The 16,836-nt window shown below is 41.4% G+C and carries 23 protein-coding genes; 8 read left to right on the top strand and 15 right to left on the bottom strand.

The window, feature by feature from the left end; genetic code table 11:
- Positions 1-14 precede the first annotated feature (14 nt).
- On the bottom strand, positions 15-341 hold the full coding sequence (locus ACC612_RS05615) for a phage integrase N-terminal SAM-like domain-containing protein (protein ID WP_371853512.1): 327 nt from the start codon (positions 339-341) through the stop codon (positions 15-17).
- A 124-nt stretch (positions 342-465) separates the two neighbouring features.
- Here ACC612_RS05615 and ACC612_RS05610 point away from each other — a divergent pair, with 124 nt between their 5' ends.
- Positions 466-1,005 carry a tetratricopeptide repeat protein gene (locus tag ACC612_RS05610; RefSeq protein ID WP_371853511.1) on the top strand — a complete coding sequence of 180 codons (540 nt, stop codon included), beginning with the start codon at positions 466-468 and terminating at the stop codon, positions 1,003-1,005.
- Between the two features lie 15 nt (positions 1,006-1,020).
- On the opposite strand, the gene ACC612_RS05605 is transcribed toward ACC612_RS05610, so the two are convergent.
- On the bottom strand, positions 1,021-2,247 hold the full coding sequence (locus ACC612_RS05605) for an FG-GAP repeat domain-containing protein (protein WP_371853510.1): 1,227 nt from the start codon (positions 2,245-2,247) through the stop codon (positions 1,021-1,023).
- A gap of 274 nt (positions 2,248-2,521) precedes the next feature.
- Here ACC612_RS05605 and ACC612_RS05600 point away from each other — a divergent pair, with 274 nt between their 5' ends.
- A complete protein-coding gene (locus ACC612_RS05600) occupies positions 2,522-3,109 on the top strand; it encodes a Maf family nucleotide pyrophosphatase (protein ID WP_371853509.1) in 588 nt (195 codons plus the stop codon).
- Positions 3,110-3,161: 52 nt separating this feature from the next.
- On the top strand, positions 3,162-3,371 hold the full coding sequence (locus ACC612_RS05595) for a hypothetical protein (RefSeq protein WP_371853508.1): 210 nt from the start codon (positions 3,162-3,164) through the stop codon (positions 3,369-3,371).
- A gap of 11 nt (positions 3,372-3,382) precedes the next feature.
- Here ACC612_RS05595 and ACC612_RS05590 read toward each other — a convergent pair whose 3' ends face one another.
- Genes ACC612_RS05590 through ACC612_RS05580 form a run of 3 tightly spaced genes read right to left on the bottom strand, consistent with a single transcriptional unit; the run spans position 3,383 to position 5,030 of the window.
- Positions 3,383-3,802 carry a DUF2111 domain-containing protein gene (locus ACC612_RS05590; protein ID WP_371853507.1) on the bottom strand — a complete coding sequence of 140 codons (420 nt, stop codon included), beginning with the start codon at positions 3,800-3,802 and terminating at the stop codon, positions 3,383-3,385.
- A 44-nt stretch (positions 3,803-3,846) separates the two neighbouring features.
- Positions 3,847-4,755: a thioredoxin-disulfide reductase gene (trxB, locus tag ACC612_RS05585; protein ID WP_371853506.1), complete on the bottom strand. Its 909-nt coding sequence runs from the start codon at positions 4,753-4,755 to the stop codon at positions 3,847-3,849.
- A 23-nt stretch (positions 4,756-4,778) separates the two neighbouring features.
- Complete coding sequence (locus tag ACC612_RS05580; RefSeq protein WP_371853505.1) at positions 4,779-5,030, bottom strand: glutaredoxin family protein; 252 nt, start codon at positions 5,028-5,030, stop codon at positions 4,779-4,781.
- 149 nt (positions 5,031-5,179) lie between these two features.
- On the opposite strand from ACC612_RS05580, the gene ACC612_RS05575 reads away from it, so the two are divergent.
- Positions 5,180-5,875, top strand: coding sequence for an AIM24 family protein (locus tag ACC612_RS05575; RefSeq protein ID WP_371853503.1), 696 nt, complete (start codon positions 5,180-5,182; stop codon positions 5,873-5,875).
- Between the two features lie 2 nt (positions 5,876-5,877).
- Here the strand turns inward: ACC612_RS05575 and ACC612_RS05570 are convergent, their stop codons facing one another.
- Genes ACC612_RS05570 through ACC612_RS05560 form a run of 3 tightly spaced genes read right to left on the bottom strand, consistent with a single transcriptional unit; the run spans position 5,878 to position 8,514 of the window.
- Positions 5,878-6,591 (bottom strand): UPF0280 family protein, encoded by a 714-nt coding sequence (locus ACC612_RS05570; RefSeq protein ID WP_371853502.1) that lies wholly within the window; start codon positions 6,589-6,591, stop codon positions 5,878-5,880.
- 32 nt (positions 6,592-6,623) lie between these two features.
- Positions 6,624-7,010: a 4Fe-4S binding protein gene (locus ACC612_RS05565; RefSeq protein ID WP_371853501.1), complete on the bottom strand. Its 387-nt coding sequence runs from the start codon at positions 7,008-7,010 to the stop codon at positions 6,624-6,626.
- A gap of 1 nt (position 7,011) precedes the next feature.
- The gene (locus ACC612_RS05560; RefSeq protein ID WP_371853500.1) at positions 7,012-8,514 is read right to left on the bottom strand and encodes a homocysteine biosynthesis protein; all 1,503 of its coding nucleotides are present in this window, start codon (positions 8,512-8,514) and stop codon (positions 7,012-7,014) included.
- Between the two features lie 406 nt (positions 8,515-8,920).
- Here ACC612_RS05560 and ACC612_RS05555 point away from each other — a divergent pair, with 406 nt between their 5' ends.
- Positions 8,921-9,340: an adenylyltransferase/cytidyltransferase family protein gene (locus ACC612_RS05555; RefSeq protein ID WP_371853499.1), complete on the top strand. Its 420-nt coding sequence runs from the start codon at positions 8,921-8,923 to the stop codon at positions 9,338-9,340.
- 3 nt (positions 9,341-9,343) lie between these two features.
- Here the strand turns inward: ACC612_RS05555 and ACC612_RS05550 are convergent, their stop codons facing one another.
- The 7 genes from ACC612_RS05550 to ACC612_RS05520 form a co-directional block, all read right to left on the bottom strand.
- Positions 9,344-10,486, bottom strand: coding sequence for a pyridoxal phosphate-dependent aminotransferase (locus ACC612_RS05550; protein WP_371853498.1), 1,143 nt, complete (start codon positions 10,484-10,486; stop codon positions 9,344-9,346).
- Positions 10,487-10,509: 23 nt separating this feature from the next.
- On the bottom strand, positions 10,510-10,914 hold the full coding sequence (ribH, locus tag ACC612_RS05545) for a 6,7-dimethyl-8-ribityllumazine synthase (RefSeq protein WP_370571956.1): 405 nt from the start codon (positions 10,912-10,914) through the stop codon (positions 10,510-10,512).
- 56 nt (positions 10,915-10,970) lie between these two features.
- Positions 10,971-11,441, bottom strand: coding sequence for a riboflavin synthase (gene ribC / locus ACC612_RS05540; protein ID WP_371853497.1), 471 nt, complete (start codon positions 11,439-11,441; stop codon positions 10,971-10,973).
- Between the two features lie 14 nt (positions 11,442-11,455).
- Positions 11,456-12,607: an alanine--glyoxylate aminotransferase family protein gene (locus ACC612_RS05535; protein ID WP_371853496.1), complete on the bottom strand. Its 1,152-nt coding sequence runs from the start codon at positions 12,605-12,607 to the stop codon at positions 11,456-11,458.
- Between the two features lie 120 nt (positions 12,608-12,727).
- Complete coding sequence (locus ACC612_RS05530) at positions 12,728-13,288, bottom strand: CBS domain-containing protein (protein WP_371853495.1); 561 nt, start codon at positions 13,286-13,288, stop codon at positions 12,728-12,730.
- A gap of 67 nt (positions 13,289-13,355) precedes the next feature.
- Positions 13,356-13,799: a membrane-binding protein gene (locus ACC612_RS05525; protein WP_371853494.1), complete on the bottom strand. Its 444-nt coding sequence runs from the start codon at positions 13,797-13,799 to the stop codon at positions 13,356-13,358.
- A gap of 153 nt (positions 13,800-13,952) precedes the next feature.
- Entirely contained in the window at positions 13,953-14,480 is a 528-nt protein-coding gene (locus ACC612_RS05520; protein WP_371853493.1) for a VIT1/CCC1 transporter family protein, read from the bottom strand.
- A gap of 147 nt (positions 14,481-14,627) precedes the next feature.
- On the opposite strand from ACC612_RS05520, the gene ACC612_RS05515 reads away from it, so the two are divergent.
- The 3 genes from ACC612_RS05515 (at position 14,628) to ACC612_RS05505 (ending at position 16,836) form a co-directional block, all read left to right on the top strand.
- Positions 14,628-15,503 (top strand): DUF89 domain-containing protein, encoded by an 876-nt coding sequence (locus ACC612_RS05515; RefSeq protein WP_371853492.1) that lies wholly within the window; start codon positions 14,628-14,630, stop codon positions 15,501-15,503.
- Between the two features lie 14 nt (positions 15,504-15,517).
- Entirely contained in the window at positions 15,518-15,706 is a 189-nt protein-coding gene (locus ACC612_RS05510) for a CooT family nickel-binding protein (protein WP_371853491.1), read from the top strand.
- Positions 15,707-15,828: 122 nt separating this feature from the next.
- Positions 15,829-16,836, top strand: coding sequence for a type II glyceraldehyde-3-phosphate dehydrogenase (locus ACC612_RS05505; protein ID WP_371853490.1), 1,008 nt, complete (start codon positions 15,829-15,831; stop codon positions 16,834-16,836).

The raw sequence follows: 16,836 nt of genomic DNA, 5'->3' as shown, positions 1-16,836 counted from the left end.
ATCCCAGGAGTTTTTTAACCAGCTTTTTTATAATTCCAGATGCTACCGGGAGATAGTTTCTTATCGTCCTCGAAGAAGAATAGCAACCTTTCAAAATCTTCGTGGTCAAATTCTTCCAAAGATTTATTATACCCTAGTTTTTTGAGAGCCTGATACATCCGCGTGATGTAATTAACATACCATGCAAGTGTACTCTTTGCCAAGCCTTCCCTTCGCAGAGATCTAAAGAAAGCATCAAGTTTCTCTCTGTCAGCAGGCTCTATATTTGCACGGTTGAACCTTTCCATCGCATTCGTAAAAGCGTTATCCATGCCATGGATATCATCAACGGTTTTGGTCATTATATTCTATAACTATGGTTAAGTCCATATACTTTTGGAGCATAGACCCGCCGAGTCCATTGAAAAAGGAACATGTTTTTTTTAATTGAAAGCTTATTTTGAACATTAATAGGAGATGAACATTGTGTGGATTAAAAGAGCCATAGTTCTGATTCTGGTAATTATTGCGATATTCTTTGCCGGATGTACCGAAAAACCCATTGAGAATGAAACTTTGGGAGCAGAAGAGGTCTCTTCTGAAGGACCACTTAACTCTACTGAATGGAATAATAAAGGTGTTGACCTTTTTGTCTCAGGCAGAGCTGAAGAATCACTGGAAGCCTATGATAAATCCACAGAAATTGATCCACAGAATGTATATGCATGGTATAACAAAGGCATTGCATATTCTTATCTGGGCCGATATGAGGAAGCATTACAAGCATACAATAAAACCATAGAGATCGATCCACAGGATGCAAATGCATGGCTCACCAAAGCTGATGCCCTTAATAATCTGGGCCGATATGAAGAAGCTATAGAAGCATTAGATAAAGCTTTAGAGCTTGATCCTCAGTTTGCATATGCATGGTATAACAAAGGTATCGCCCTCGATAAACTTGGGAAAAGCGATGAAGCACAAGTATCCTATGATAAAGCAAAGGAATTGGGATATAGTGCATAATATCCCTATTCCATTTTAGACATTACTCATTAATTCGGCTGCTCTATTCATATGATATATAGCAGAAGCTGAATATGAGAACCACTTTTCAGTATTTTCAGGATTATTAATACCAGCTTTAAAGTCATTTGAAATCAGGATTGTGTACTGTCCAACATAATTGTAGTCAGTTAGACAGAACACCCACTCTGACTGTGCTTCCTGAAACATAGGAGATACAGTATATCTGCTGTTATCCTCCAGTGCTTTCTGTGTATCATCTATTATTTTTTGCCCAACTATGGCTAAAGAAGTATAATCAGCCTTATTCATAGCCACGGATATCTCATCAAAATCATTATCCAGCAATGTTGAATAATAAGCAACACTTCCAATCCACGCATGATCAGCATTCCAGGTTCCAACAACTTGAGTCACACCATTCCACCCAAGTCCTAAGACATCAAATCCGGAATTATTCTGGAGAAGGAAATTGTTACCTCCGTTATTGTATATGCCAAGCTCTGCAGATCCATCTAAGTCCCAATCACCTACTGTCGGTTCACTGCCTGCCCAGCCGAATCCTACTATGTCAGCAGAGTTGCTAGTGGTGTTCCACAAAGCCCAGGTACCTTCATTATTGTACACACCCACATCATCTTTACCATCACCATTCCAATCTCCTGCTACAGGAGTAACACCCGGCCACCCTAATCCAATTACATCAACTCCTGAATCAGTCAAGAGATGGAAATTATTACCCTGGATGTTGTATATGCCTAACTCAGTGATTCCATCACCATCCCAATCGCCTACTATAGGCTCAGTACCTGCCCAGCCGAATCCCACAATATCTGCCGAATTAGTACTGGTATTCCATAGGGCCCAGGTACCTTCGTTGTCGTATACACCAACCTCGTCAGCACCATCGCCATTCCAGTCACCTACAACCGGCGTAACACCCGGCCATCCAAGACCTATAATTATAAAACCCGCATCATTCTGAATCAAGAAATTGTTACCCGCAGTATTGCATATGCCTAATTCAGTTACTCCATCGGAGTCCCAGTCACCTACTATCGGTTGAGTGCCTGCCCAACCGAACCCCACAATATCTGCCGAATTAGTACTGGTATTCCATAGAGCCCAAGTGCCTTCATTGTTGTATACGCCTACAGATTCAGCTGAGCCTAGATCTGCAATTATCAGCATAAAACACAACATTATCCCAAAATAGATTAGTTTACTTAACTTGATTTGCATTTATACCACCCATTATACAAACAATAGTAGATTAGAGCCCACGTACCCACCATCCATAGTCCTGTTCCATGAATGAAATTATGATAGCTTAGACAGAATATCCAGAAACTTCGATCCTTTTATACTATACTTAATTAAACATGGGACACAGTCCCTATATAAAAACATCGAAAAGATTAGAATTACCGGCTTTGTACAAAAGTTTCAAGCTGTAAAATTTACATAAGCCATGCAATACCAGCATTGATTTAAACTATTCTTGAAACTTAAGATTATGAGACAAATTATACTCGCCTCTGCATCTCCTCGTAGAAAAGAATTGCTCAGGCAATTGATAGGAGACAACTTTAAGGTGGTAGAGAGCTCATATCATGAAAAGCCACAACCTGAGATGAAGCCTCTTGAATTTGTAATCTACAATTCCGGAGAAAAAGCAAGAGAAGTCGCTTCTGTGACAAGTCATGGAATAGTTATCGGAGCTGATACGGTAGTACTTTGTGATGGGGAGATCCTTGGGAAACCTCATACTGAAGATAAAGCACGGGAAATGCTCCTGCAGATCAGCGGTAAAAGAGTAAAGGTCATCACCGGTTTAACTGTAATCGATATCGATTCTAAGATTCAGAGTAGTGCGTCGGAAACTACGAGCGTGACAATTAAAAAAATGTCAGGTGCTGAAATAGAGGCTTATGTAAAAACTAAAGAACCCATTGACAAAGCAGGAGCTTTTGCTATACAGGGAAAGGGAGCAATAATTGTAGAAAAAATAGACGGAGATTATTTCAATGTAGTGGGACTGCCCCTGTTTGAACTAAACAAGATGCTCTATGAATTCGGTATCGACGTGCTGGAGATCGTCTGAATATATAATTGAAACAGAAAGCTTAAAAGGGATAAAGGTTTGTCCAAAGAATATGGAAAAACCACAGGAACCCCTTTTTAGTTCTCAGGCCATTGCATTCTTGATCGCAGGATTTGCCATATCCGCTTTTCTATTTTATGAGATGATGAAATTTGCAGAGGCCGGTAATCTGACACTTGTGATACTCACTTCTATTTCAATATCAATAGTAGCCGTAGTTATCCTAAAGTACATTAAGCATCTGCAGAGAAAGAATTTCTGAGCGGCTGCAGGTCACTGCAGTCTCTTTTTTGATTCCTCGACCTCATCAAAGATACCGGGGTATTCCTTGAACATTGATAGTATGTCAAGGGCTGCAACCAGGTCAACTACACCCACAGCTCCAATGGCGTTTCCATCCGAGGTGCATATGGGTGCTACTACAACTGCCTTCCCTTTATACGGCCCATCTATGGGGACTGTGTGAGTTATCTTATTTGTCTTTAGCACTTCTTCGAGTATAGGACCCGTATAATCCCGATCCATGACTATTCCCCTTTCCATACGAATGCCTCTTTTATTGCGGCTTCGGATAGTGATAGGGATACCCAGCAAAGCATGCACAGCCTCTGCTATAGGTTGCAGATCATCAGCGGTAGAGTCCTCACATATCTGCAGACAGGACTTACCATCTGTATCATTATTACATTTCATCTGTTGCTCCCCCTTAACGTTATTTCGTATAATCTATCTTACCGTCAAATCTTAAGACCTAAGATGTACTCATGTGCAAACACCGCAGCCACTGCACCATCTGCAACTGCAGTAACAACCTGCCAGATAGGAGTGTTCCTGCAATCACCTGCTGCATAAATGCCTGCTACAGATGTTTCTAATTTTTCATTTGTTACTATAAAACCTGAACCGTTCTTATTAACGTTTACAAACTCTGTATTGGGGCGGATACCTACGTATATAAAAACTCCATCTACAGGCATACTGGATACTGTATCAGTTTTCAGGTTCCGTAGTATTACATTCTCAACTTTGGCCTTTCCTTCTATTTTCTCAGGGATGGTATCCCATATTATCTCGATGTTGTCTCTCTTCGATGCTCTTTGTTGCAGTATTGTGCAAGCGCGTAATTTATCCCTTCTATGTACGACATACACCTTTTTGGCTATATTTGAAAGAATAAGAGCATCTGTAAGTGCAGACTCACCTCCTCCAACAACCATCACTGTTTTCCCTTTATAGAAGGGAGCGTCACATGTAGCACAATAGGAGACGCCTTTGCTTAAAAACTCATCTTCTCCTGGAATACCCAGTTTTTTAGGATTTGCACCGGTAGCGATGATAACAGCTTTGGCCTCAAAGTCACCATTGTCTGTTACTACAACTTTCTTCTCATTTTCTGACCTTACTAAGGAGACATGTGCGAATTCGATTTTCACTCCCGCACTCTCTGCATGTTCTTTGAACTTTTGCATTAGTTCTGGACCTGATATGGCTGTGAAACCGGTATAATTTTCAATCAGATCTGTTGCTGCAATCTGACCTGGCAGTACTTCCTTTTCAAGTACTATGGTGTTAAGTCCATACCTTACAGCATATATCCCTGCAGTTAGTCCCGCAGGCCCTGCTCCCACTATGATCAAGTCATACATGTCAATAACCCGGCACGTATTAGTTAAACTGGTTTTTCTAGAGTTTTGCTAGCTTGTGCTTTGTCCGGAACTCCAACAAAAACAATTTGATCATCGATAATAGTTGTGGGAACCGATACTATGGAAAACTTCTCTATAAGTTTTTCGCCTTCTGGAGACTCATAATCTATCTCCTCATATTCAAAATTAAACTTTTCTTTAAGGTCTCTCCAGACTTTTTTTGCAGTGGGGCAATAGTGACACCACTGGGCAGTAACAAGTGTAACTTTCACCATGATTCATCACTCCACGTCAATACGAGTAGTATTTTATTATGCTATCACTATATTAGATTAGTGTTCATTATTAATATTTGTATACGATACAATCAATATCATATAAAAATAGCAATGTGAAAAGCCAAATAGTAAGGATAAGTGGTAACGTGGGAAGATATTCAGTAGATCAATTTGCAGAGAGCACAGGACAAAAAGACCTAGGTGAAGGTAAGTTCGAATTAGAACGTGATAGATTGCTTGAGGTTAACCTGGGTGGTAGAGTATGGATAAAAAAGGGCACCATGGTAGCCTATAACGGGGATATTAAGTTCACAAGAGAAGGAGTCTTGGAACATGGCCTTGGTAAACTGGTAAAGAGAGCTGTCACAGGTGAGGGACTAAGTCTTACCAAAGCAGAAGGAAAGGGTAAATTATACCTTGCTGATACCGGAAAAAAGGTCACTATACTGGAACTGGATGGACAATCCATTTATGTTAATGGCAATGACCTGCTGGCTTTTGAAGAAACAATTCAGTGGGACATAAGAATGATGAAAAAAGTAGCAGGCTTCCTTTCAGGTGGTCTTTTCAACGTACTGCTTGAAGGAAAAGGTATGGTTGCAATCACTACACATTATGATCCGCTAACACTGCAAGTTACAAAAGAACGACCGGTATTCACAGATCCAAATGCTACCGTTGCATGGTCAGGGAATCTGCAACCGGACCTACGTACTGATATATCTCTAAAGACTTTTGTTGGCAGGTCAAGTGGGGAAAGCTTCCAAATGGCATTCACAGGGGAAGGATTTGTGGTAATACAACCATATGAGGAAGTCTACCTAGCTACAGTCCAAACATAACATTAGCCTTTAGTGATACAGTCATAACTTACATCAGCTCTGACCATTTCCGGGATGACACCCCACATCCCAATATATTCTCCCTGTATCACAATCGCTCCTTTTATACCCGAAACGGGCTTCACAACATCAAAGGCTTTTTCCACTGCTTCTTTACCGATAGATGTAGCATTCCCCAATGCAGTGGCTGCAGCATCTGCCAAAGCGACATCATCTGAGAAAATAATAGCAGCATCAGCCATTCCAAAACTAATGGATGGCCCCACAGTACCAGAAGAAGTGCAGATACCGGTAATACGATCATGGCATGGCAACCTGAAGGCCAGGTCCTTGATGGGAGAAGCGCCTGCGTAGACACCAATGGTAACTGGCCTATCATTAATGAGAGCGATGTCCCCCCCATTATCAACAATGGCAAAAGTGGCTCCTGCATCTGCCATAGCTTCGACGGCTAGTGAAGCAATGGTACCTGCAACAGCACTCATGGGACCAATACCCATAGTATTGCCTGCAATAATCATTCTTTTCACCACTTCCGGTGCATTTTCCGGGCAATCGTAAGGTTCCAGGGTTGATCTGAAAAAAGGATCATATGATATGAAACGCTCCAGAGCTGCACGGTGGTAATGAATGGATTCTTTTGCTTTTGTTATGTGCAATTCCTGGTCTGCCACTATAGTTACTATTGTCTCTTTAAGCTGGAAATGCTCCTTCATTTGATCCCTTTCAGATAAACTAAGCCAGGATTTTATACATCTAAAGAAAGTGCATCATGAGGACACATTTCTATACATGTGCCGCACTGGATACATTTCGTATTGTCCACTTTAAGGTTCCAGTCTTTATCCATTGAAAACACTTTTGTCGGACATACTGAAATACAGCCGCCACATTCCACGCACTCCTCTTCATCCCAGTTAATAGGAGTATCCAGTCGGATCACTTCAGCTCCTCTGGAAACCAGTGCATTCTTGATAGCCCTGTATTCTGTATCTGTTATATCTGCTATGACCTCACCTGTAGCGGAATCAAAATGCGCCTGTGCAATGTTCAGAGGAATGCCAGTTTCAATTATAGCCTCAGCCAATATTGGTTTAGTAACAATGTCCCTGTTTATGATGATCCTTATCTTCATTTCAGTTCCTCCTGGCAAAAAGCATACTGATATCATCGCTGGTAATAATACCTATAACATGATGGTGCTCATCCACCACAGGCATTGCAGATACACCATGTTGCTCAAGCCTTCTGGCTGCAATGGTTACCTGTTCAGTATCCGTAGCAGTGATGACTTTCCTTGTCATGATATTCTCTACCAGATCAAATGTATTCTGAGCAACTGCTTTTGAAATGTCCCATGCTGTCACTATACCTACAAGGATATTGTTCTCAGTGACCACAGGCAGATGGTTAAAAGAAACATCCATGATCTTTTTGGCTGCGTCATAGACGCTGGCATTCTTGTGAATAGTCACCACATCTTTGGCCATAATATCTTTGACCAGGGCTGTTCCACGTGTTTGTTTCATTGGCTTGGAGACAGTATCAGCTGGTAATCTCTCTGCAGGTTGTGACAGGAAGAACTCCCCATGAGAAATCCAGTCTTTCAAAATACCCGCTATCTGCCTGGAACGCTTAAAACTTGAAAGTGATGAAGTTGTAACCTCACGCCCTTTGATCTCAATGGAACCAGACCTGAGCTCTTCATAAGTGACATCTCTGACAACAGGCCTGTCACGGCTGGGTATTCCGTAATCAATAACCTTCGTAGTAATATCAGCATCTGACACTGCAGTGGCAAGTGCAACCTTTTCATCAAGTATTGGTATAGGGATGCCCATTCCCACATATAAAGACACGCCATATCCTGTGAAAGTAGAAGCACGCACGAATTCGGCATCCATTTCCTTGAGATCTCCCTGAACCATCAATGTACCAAATCCGCTCTTTGAAGAATGCTGAGTACCCTCACCTACTATGTACCCTTGTGCTCCTCCAAGAAAAATACGCGTACCTGTCCCAATGGTCCGGTATTCAGGGTCATTGGAAAGAGGAGATAATACACCTGCACCGGAATATGTAACATTGCCGTAATTAGGCATCAAAGATCCCATGTAAGTGTATAGTTTTTGAGAAGTACTGTTAGTAGCTGCATTGTACTTTTGGTATGCATTACGGGGATTGAGCATTATAGCCTGGTTCATATCATTAATATCGAGTGTTGTATCGAGGATCTTTCGGGGATAACAATCGGTTCCCGGAGAGATAGCATGCAAATCAACTGAATTTCCTCGGATAAGATCTTCTATGACGTGAGCCCCTCCATATTCCATTCCCAGGGTTTCCGATACCTGAGTGGCTCCAATATAGGCATCTACTGCAGCTACACCAGTATATGCTTCAACATCGTTAAGCCATACCTTCTGCATCTTGATAGGAGGTTCCGCATGACCAAAATTTAGAAAAACACCTGAAGAGCACATTGCACCGAAAGTGCCTGTAGTTACCACATCCACTTCTCTTGCTGCTCCTTCTGCACCAAGCTCTGCTACAATCCCAACCATCTCTTCAGCAGTCACTACGTTGACGCTTCCATCTTTAATTCTGTTATTGATCTCAGTGATAGATTTGTTGACCATGCTACCTACCTTTGCAACTGGAACGTAATTAGTTAAAACAACTATATATTACATGTGGTAATTTATTCCACTACATATTATGTATTAGTGTATATGAACTTTCTTTAATATAACAATGTTATTTCTTATGTTCTCTACTTTAGGTTCTCAAGAGACCTGCTTTCGATTTAATATCACCTAAAATGAGAATAAGCTCACTTAGAATTATCTCCTATCGAAAATACAAAGGAGATGAGGCTGTTTTTCCAGATTGAAAAACTGAAACTCTCATTAAAGATTTGAGTTAATGGCATGTTGAATAAGTACTTAAAGTTTGTTGATACAACTTTAAGTTATCAGAGACCTTTTCTACACAACATTATTAAAGGTAGTATCCTTCTACCTCATACAATTCCAGGTGATATGATTGATAAGGGTCTTAGCAACAGGAACTTTTGATCTGTTACATCCAGGGCATCTGGCATACCTGAGAGAATGTAAAGCATTAGGAAATGAGCTATATGTTATCGTTGCAAGGGATTCCATGATAAGGCATAAACCAAAACCAGTAATACCTGAAGACCAGAGGGTAGAGATGATCAATGCCCTCAAGATGGTGGATAAAGCAATACTTGGAAGTGAAGAGGACATATTCCTACCCATAATGGAAATAAAACCTGATATCATTGCTTTAGGATATGATCAGCATTTTAATGAAGATGAACTTGAAAACGAACTGCACAAAAGAGGATTCTATGTCCGTGTTGTAAGAATCGAAAAATCCGAACAATGTCCCCTGTGCAGCAGTGCAAAAATCGTCAAGAAAATAATGGAAAGGTGCAATTGAAGATCAGCAAAGAAGATCTTCAATGCGTTCTAGTCCTTCATGTATACGTTGCTGAGAAGTAGCATAAGAGAGCCTGACAAAGTTCTTTCCGCTTTCACCGAAAGAGGAACCTTGGGTCACTGATACATGTGCCTCATTGAGAAGCCTGTCTGTTATCTGGTCTCCGCCTCCATACTCACTTACATCAGCAAAGACATAGAATGCTCCTTCTGGCTTGTGGCAGTCTATACCAATGGAATTCAACCCATCCACCAGAATGTCCCTTCTTGCATGGAACTCCTTTACCATATCATATACAGGCTCCTGAGTCCCCTCTAAAGCAGCTACACCACCAAATTGAACAAAAGTAGTGGCACCGCTTACAGAGTTTGACTGTATCTTCAGGATACCTTTGAAAATATCTGGTGCAGCAGATACATATCCAAGCCTCCAGCCCGTCATGGCATAAGCCTTGGAAAAACCGTTAACAGTAATTGTACGATCCTGCATTCCATCCATAGAACCTATGCTAATATGCTCTTTTCCATAGGTTATTTTTTCATAAATCTCATCGGAAAGAACAAGCAAGTCATTATCAATAGCATGGTCAGCAATGCATTTGAGAGTCTTTTTGTCATATACACTGCCTGTAGGATTACAAGGACTGTTTATCACAATCATCCTTGTCTTATCTGTGATGTATTCTCCAACATCATATGGTTCAAAGCCATTTTCAGGATCTGTAGATACCCATACAGGTTCTGCACCTGCAAAATGGATACAGGCTTCGTATGAGACCCATGCGGGATCGAAAAGAATGGCTTCCTCTCTATCTCCAAGTACTGACATCATAATAGAGAATATCGCCTGTTTTGCTCCTGGAGTAACGATGACATTTGATGCTTTTGTCTCCAGGCCATTCTCAACTCTGAGCTTCTCAGCTATGGCTTCCCTTAATTCTGGAATACCTGCAGCAGGAGTGTAATGTGTTTCCCCCCTGTACATAGCATCTGCAGCAGCATCACATATGTGCTTGGGAGTATCGAAATCCGGCTCTCCAAGATTAAAATTTATGACATCTATCCCTTGTTTTAACATCTCGCTTGCCTTGTTGGCAGCTTTGATAGTAGCAGATTCCTGCATCCTTGCAAGTCTTATGGAAGCCATAAGTATCCCTTAAATCATTCTTTTCAGAGCCGTCTTACTAATTTTACGGCTGCCTCTACGGCACGCTTGGCATAGTCTACACGTTCGTGTGCTTCAAGCCTTGACATACCCGGACCTGCAATACCAAGAGTGACGGGTTTTTCATATTCCAGAGAAAGATCAGTGATCTTTCTTGCAGCATGCTGGACCACGATCTCATCGTGCTTTGTAGCCCCTTCAATTACTGAGCCAATGGTTACAACGGCATCTATATCTTCCCTCTTACAAAGCTTCTTGATCGCAAGAGGCATATCATATACTCCGGGAACCAGTATTTTTTCCTTAACTGTGGCTCCGAGGAACTTAGCATGTTCCTCACCTAGCAATTCCATCTGATAAGTAAGGTCCCTGTTGAATTCTGCAATGACAAATCCGAGATTAATGGTCATGTAACATTCACCCTGAAATACATATAATATATACATTCTTTATTATATAACTGTCTTTACGTACGCACCGCTCCAACATCTTCAAAGCCCTGCCTTTGACCGGTGCCTGCTTCCTTAATAAGAGCCTCAGGTTTGAACAACAGCTTTACTGCATTTACCGCATGCTCTCTTGACCTTTGCTCCATGAGAAAAGCAAGTTCTCTTTCATCCTTTGCTTCATCTTCATGCACAAACACCTCAATGATATGAGTATTTGTCATCAACTGTGCCTGTATAAGGCCCATGGAAGCCTGGTTCGCACACATCTTGTCCTTTTCCATTTTCCCGGGCATACCCAGAGCAATGACAAGATCACAGGGCTCTTTCTTGTCCTCTATAAGTCGTTTGGCAGCTACAGGCAAATCTTTGATACCAGGTACAGTAACTCTTTTGATCTTTACTGAGACGTGCCTTTTTACCTCGTCAATAGCTGCACTTCCCATATCAAAACGTGCAAATGTGGTATCAGCGATGCCTATTGTAGCCATGTAGAATCACTTGTTCACAATGTATCAAGTACGTCGCTTGCAGCCTCTATACCTGGTCCTACACTTGAGACTATACCGCGTTTCTTAAGCACGATCTCAAGTTCTGCAACTGTAAGCAGGATATCTTTTGGCTGCACATTACCCATGTTGCCTATCCTGAAGATCTTGCCGCTGAGCCTGTCCTGGCCACCTGCGATCACAATACCTCTTGCCTGCATATCCTTCTTGATATCATTACCAGTAACACCTTCTGGTGCCTTCATTGCACTTACGGTATTGGAATAATGACTGTATTCATTGAGGTTGGGCAGCATTTCAATTCCCATTGCATCTACAGCAGCCCTTACTGCAGCAGCTTCTGTGCAATGACGTTTTATCCTGGCTTCCATGCCTTCTTCCTTAATGATGTGTAAAGCTTCCTGAAGAGCATAGAACAGAGGTATGGCCGGAGTATATGGAGTCTCCCGCTGGCTTTTTTCTGTGCTCTTTTTGTAAGCCTTCAAATCCAGATAGTAGGGCATGCGCTCTACACCATTCATAGCCTCTACTGCCTTCTCGCTTACTGACACCACTGAAAGTCCCGGAGGAGTAGCCAAGCATTTCTGTGATCCTACAAGAGCAATATCCACGTTCCATTCATCCACTTTAACGAGATCCCCGCCAAGTGATGTGACACCATCCATGATAAAAAGGGCACCGTATTCTTTAGTAAGCTTACCTATCTCTTTTGCAGGATTAAGGATACCCGTAGAGGTTTCATTATGAACAAGAGTAACGGCTTTTGCTCCTTCTTTCAGTTTCTCTTCGAGTTGCTCAAGGTCCACAGAATCTCCCCACTCAAATGCAAGGGGATCTACTTTTCCATATCTTTTTGCGATATTCTTGAACCTTTCACCAAATTTACCGTTTTCAATGGTGATGATCCTGTCATTAGGATTTGTGGTACAGCCCACTGCAGCTTCCATGGCTGCGGTGCCTGAACCACTGATTATAAAAATGTCGTTCTTAGTGTTAAAAATACCAGATAATATCTGCCTGCAGTCGTCGTACATGTCTGAGAACGCACCACTCCTATGATTGATCATAGGTTTTGACATCGCCCTCAATACTCTGGGTGCAACGGGCACAGGCCCCGGCATCATAAGCAAAGTGTCTTCTAAATTCATGTATATCGCCTGAAACCTTGGATAAAATGATTGTGCTGTAAGATATGCTTTTCGATTTGTCGGAGATTTCGACCTGTTAAATGTAGACCTTATATATAATATAGTCGAGTGCAGTGATCTTCAGCCGCGCAATAATTTCATAAGATCATGCTTTGTGACAACACCTGCAATCTGCCCTTTTTCCAGAACTATCACAGCAGGCATGGTTTCGAGAAGATGGGAAACCATTTTAACATGAGTTCCCGGGGAAACCACAGGAAAAGTATCCCCCATTAGGGTTCTTATCTTCATTTTTGAGACTTCCATGGCTTTTTTTCCTGCCATAGAACGTACGATAGTTTCTTCAGAGATGCTTCCGATAGGCACACCATTTTCAACTACCGGTATCTGAGAAATATCATTTTCTTCCATGATCTTAACTGCAGCATCCACCGGCTCGTCAGCACTTATGGATATGACACTTGTGTTCATAATATTCTTTGCCAGCACGTGGCTTTCCTTTTCACTATCATCAAAAGCATCAAAAATACGTTTCAGAGTAGAAAGACGAGGATCTACATCACCAGCTTCAATGCGAGCTATTAATGGCTGGCTGACACCTGCCCTTTTTGCCAGTTCACTCTGGGTAAGCCCAAGCTCAGTCCTTTTCTGCCGGATACTTTCTGGTGTAGGAAGGTGCATGATTATTACTGTTAGTAATTATATTATATATAGGTAAGCATATCCTACAAAAAAAGAAAAAAGAAATTTATTGACTAGACTGGAATTCGGTAACCTGACCACTTTCATCCTCTATGGTTGTCTTCCCGTCTTTAGTCTCCATTTTGTATACTACATCACCAGTAGCATTATAATAAATCCACGACACCCTCTCATTATCCTCTGACCACATCCACTCCATCTTAACTACATCATCATCTGGATTATTGGTATTGTACTCTGCCTTGCACATTTCCACACCATCAATTACCTCTGAACCAGTAATTTGCCAAGAAGCTTCTTGTCCTGTTTTTGGATCGCTCATTTTCCATGAAGTCCCTACAGCACACCAATCGTCTTGATTGTCTTGATCTGTGGTTACCTCAACTGTTTGTCCTTCATCTGTTTCAATGGTGGTAGTATCTTTATCGCCACACCCTGAAGCGGCCACCGCTATCAGCAATATTGCAACAATCAGCCATTTTATATTCATATTAATCCCAAAAGGTGTCGCAAGTTATACAATTTAAGTCTGTCGATTATTAAAAATGGTAACTACATTTGCAATTACCATATTAATTTAAGAACTTATGGAAAAAAAGGAAATCCCAGAGCGCAATTTCTGGAGCAACGTAACTTATTAGGTTTAATGTTCAAGCCCAAGAGATGTCACGGCAATGACAATAACTATTCCAAGACCCACCATACGGGCAGAGTGCTTGATCAGATTTTGTTTTGCAAGTTTCCCGGAGTACAGACCAAGGACAGAAAGAACCAGAATACTTAGGATAATAGATACCTCAAGCATGTGCTCTTTCAGTATTACAAATGGCAGTATAGGGACCATTGAGCCCAAGAAGCTTGCACCCCCGTGAAAAATGGAATCACTCCAAATCTTCCTTTTAGTCTGCCTTTCAATCGAAGTACATGCCAGGCTTCGAAGCAGGGGCTTTTCAAGCTCCGCAAGCTTTCCGTACTCAACAGCACTTTCAGCAAGATATGATCCCACACCATTGGTAAGAGCAAGTGCGAGGGCTCCTCCAAAAGCTGCATTAATAATTATAGAAGGATCATTAGCCACATGAGATGTTCCAATTACTACACCCAATACTGCAAGTATCCCATCGATACTACCCAGTATGACATATCTTCCATGTTCGACATTAAGTTTCATTACAATCAGGTTTTAGCCAATAATAAGATAAACACTACTTTCAATTGTTTTATAATATAAAAACTTTTTATCTATAGGCTTACATCAAACAACAAGCTTATTTTGGATATATCCGATTACTACGAAAGCTTTACGCAGGAAATCACCATGAAAGTCGATCCACAATGCTCATACTGCCTGCTTTCGAGGGTTCACTATGAATCAAAGTTATCTACCAATGATGAAGTGTTAATAGATAAAATCATGAAGGAATGCATCCTGATACTCAATAACACGTATGCCCCGGGAGTGCCTGCAGCATTAGTCTCTACATCAATGCATAGAAAAGCATATGAGATGCTGGATGACGAAGATCCTTACAGGGATATGAAAGAAGTATGCAACATAACTGCTGAAAAAGTATTCCCGATCGCACGATCAATGGTCTATGATGGCAATCCATCAGATTCAGAACTTTTCAGGAGGGCTGTGCTTGCAGCTGTGATTGGCAATTTCTTTGATTTTGGAGTAATGGGACTTGAAGTGCCAATAAATGTATTTGACGAAACATTCAGAAAGCATTTTATCAGAGGGCTTGACATTGATGATACACCCAGAATGACCGAAATGCTGGAGAACGTAGTATATATTGCAGACAACTGCGGAGAGATTCTGCTTGATACTTTGGTTTTTGACGTTATCAAAAAGCTTGGGGGACATGTAACCCTGGTGGTAAGAGGAAAGCCCATACTGACCGACGTTACAATGAAAGATGTAAAGGAACTGGGGATCGACGCAAAAGTCGATAAAGTACTTACCACGGGCTGTGGCTCTATTGGAGTTGATATGGAACAAGCTCCACAGGAGCTTATTGATGCTTTTAAATCAGCATCGCTGATAATCAGCAAAGGTATGGCAAACTACGAAACTCTTACAGAACATGAAATCGGACCTATCGCTTATTTACTTAAAGCAAAATGCAAACCTGTAGCAAGGCACATTGGAGTTGATTTGGAACATTCTGTAGCAAGGTTGTTTGAATAAGGAGAGGTATCTTTATGTGTGAATTAGATGTAATACTTTTAAAGGATAATACCAGACAGCTTGTAATGGAATCGGTCACTAAAGTGATGGTGGATGAGGATACAATACAGCTTATAGGTATACTTGGTGACAGAAAAACATTGAATGGCTTTATTAAGACAATAGACTTCTCAAAGGGAGAAATTGTTATACACAGTAAATAAGTATTATTTATGTGAAGACATATAATCCATAATCAAAATAGATAATTTTATCGATGTTTAAATGAACGGTCTTTTGGGAGCGTCATTACTATAATGTATCAAAAGAGGAGAGGAATAAATAAATGACAAAAGTAAAAGTAGCAATCAATGGCTTCGGAACAATAGGTAAACGTGTTGCTGATGCTGTGCAAATGCAGAAGGACATGGAAATAGTGGGTGTTTCTAAAACTAAACCCAATTTCGAGGCATTTACTGCCCTTGATAAGGGTTACTCCTTATATGCACCTTCTGAAAAGATAAAAGATATGGAAAAAGGCGGAATTCAGGCTGCTGGCACTATAGAAGACATGATAGCTGCTGCAGATATAGTAGTTGACTGCACTCCCGGAGGACTGGGCGACCAGAACAAGGAAATGTACAAGAAAGCGGGTGTCAAAGCTATCTGGCAGGGGGGCGAAGAGCACGAGCTTGCAGGTTGTTCATTCAATGCTGTTGCAAATTATGAGGAAGCCCTAGGCAAAGACTTTGTAAGAGTTGTTTCATGCAACACAACCGGACTTTGCAGAGTAATATATCCAATTGACCAGGAATTTGGAATAAAGAAGGTACGTGTGACACTGATGCGCAGAGCTGCCGATCCCAATGATGTGAAGAAAGGACCAATAAATGCCATTGTCCCAAGTCCTATCAAGCTACCATCACACCACGGCCCTGATGTAAAATCTGTAATACCTCACATAAATATCACCTCTACAGCAGTTATTGTTTCTAGTACTCTTATGCACCTGCACAGCCTTAACATTGAAATGAACAAGCAGTGCACTACTGATGACATAGTAGACCTGTTAGCTGCACAGTCCCGCATAAGATTTGTGGGGCAGGGAATAACTTCCACTGCGGAGATCATGGAGCTTGGAAAAGACATAGGCAGACCCCGCGGCGACATGTGGGAGAACTGCATATGGGATAAATCCATAATAGTAGATGAAGGAGAATTATACTTCTTCCAGGCCATCCACCAGGAATCAGATGTTATCCCCGAAAATGTGGATGCTATCCGGGCAATGATGGAACTGGAAAGCAATGGTGCAAGATCCATAGAAAAAACAAACAAAGCAATGGGTATCTAA

Origin of the sequence: Methanomethylovorans sp. (genome assembly GCF_041447285.1) — an archaeon.
Classification (GTDB): domain Archaea; phylum Halobacteriota; class Methanosarcinia; order Methanosarcinales; family Methanosarcinaceae; genus Methanomethylovorans.
Note: the sequence above shows the minus strand (reverse complement) of the source record. Positions and strands in the feature narration are given on the sequence as shown.

Coding starts and splice junctions, on each gene's coding strand:
- ACC612_RS05615 (WP_371853512.1), bottom strand. CDS start 341: ATGACCAAAACCGTTGATGATATCCATGGCATGGATAACGCTTTTACG.
- ACC612_RS05605 (WP_371853510.1), bottom strand. CDS start 2,247: ATGCAAATCAAGTTAAGTAAACTAATCTATTTTGGGATAATGTTGTGT.
- ACC612_RS05600 (WP_371853509.1), top strand. CDS start 2,522: ATGAGACAAATTATACTCGCCTCTGCATCTCCTCGTAGAAAAGAATTG.
- ACC612_RS05595 (WP_371853508.1), top strand. CDS start 3,162: ATGGAAAAACCACAGGAACCCCTTTTTAGTTCTCAGGCCATTGCATTC.
- ACC612_RS05590 (WP_371853507.1), bottom strand. CDS start 3,802: ATGAAATGTAATAATGATACAGATGGTAAGTCCTGTCTGCAGATATGT.
- trxB (WP_371853506.1), bottom strand. CDS start 4,755: ATGTATGACTTGATCATAGTGGGAGCAGGGCCTGCGGGACTAACTGCA.
- ACC612_RS05580 (WP_371853505.1), bottom strand. CDS start 5,030: ATGGTGAAAGTTACACTTGTTACTGCCCAGTGGTGTCACTATTGCCCC.
- ACC612_RS05570 (WP_371853502.1), bottom strand. CDS start 6,591: ATGAAGGAGCATTTCCAGCTTAAAGAGACAATAGTAACTATAGTGGCA.
- ACC612_RS05565 (WP_371853501.1), bottom strand. CDS start 7,010: ATGAAGATAAGGATCATCATAAACAGGGACATTGTTACTAAACCAATA.
- ACC612_RS05560 (WP_371853500.1), bottom strand. CDS start 8,514: ATGGTCAACAAATCTATCACTGAGATCAATAACAGAATTAAAGATGGA.
- ACC612_RS05550 (WP_371853498.1), bottom strand. CDS start 10,486: ATGGCTTCCATAAGACTTGCAAGGATGCAGGAATCTGCTACTATCAAA.
- ribH (WP_370571956.1), bottom strand. CDS start 10,914: ATGACCATTAATCTCGGATTTGTCATTGCAGAATTCAACAGGGACCTT.
- ribC (WP_371853497.1), bottom strand. CDS start 11,441: ATGGCTACAATAGGCATCGCTGATACCACATTTGCACGTTTTGATATG.
- ACC612_RS05535 (WP_371853496.1), bottom strand. CDS start 12,607: ATGAATTTAGAAGACACTTTGCTTATGATGCCGGGGCCTGTGCCCGTT.
- ACC612_RS05530 (WP_371853495.1), bottom strand. CDS start 13,288: ATGCACCTTCCTACACCAGAAAGTATCCGGCAGAAAAGGACTGAGCTT.
- ACC612_RS05525 (WP_371853494.1), bottom strand. CDS start 13,799: ATGAATATAAAATGGCTGATTGTTGCAATATTGCTGATAGCGGTGGCC.
- ACC612_RS05520 (WP_371853493.1), bottom strand. CDS start 14,480: ATGAAACTTAATGTCGAACATGGAAGATATGTCATACTGGGTAGTATC.
- ACC612_RS05515 (WP_371853492.1), top strand. CDS start 14,628: ATGAAAGTCGATCCACAATGCTCATACTGCCTGCTTTCGAGGGTTCAC.
- ACC612_RS05510 (WP_371853491.1), top strand. CDS start 15,518: ATGTGTGAATTAGATGTAATACTTTTAAAGGATAATACCAGACAGCTT.
- ACC612_RS05505 (WP_371853490.1), top strand. CDS start 15,829: ATGACAAAAGTAAAAGTAGCAATCAATGGCTTCGGAACAATAGGTAAA.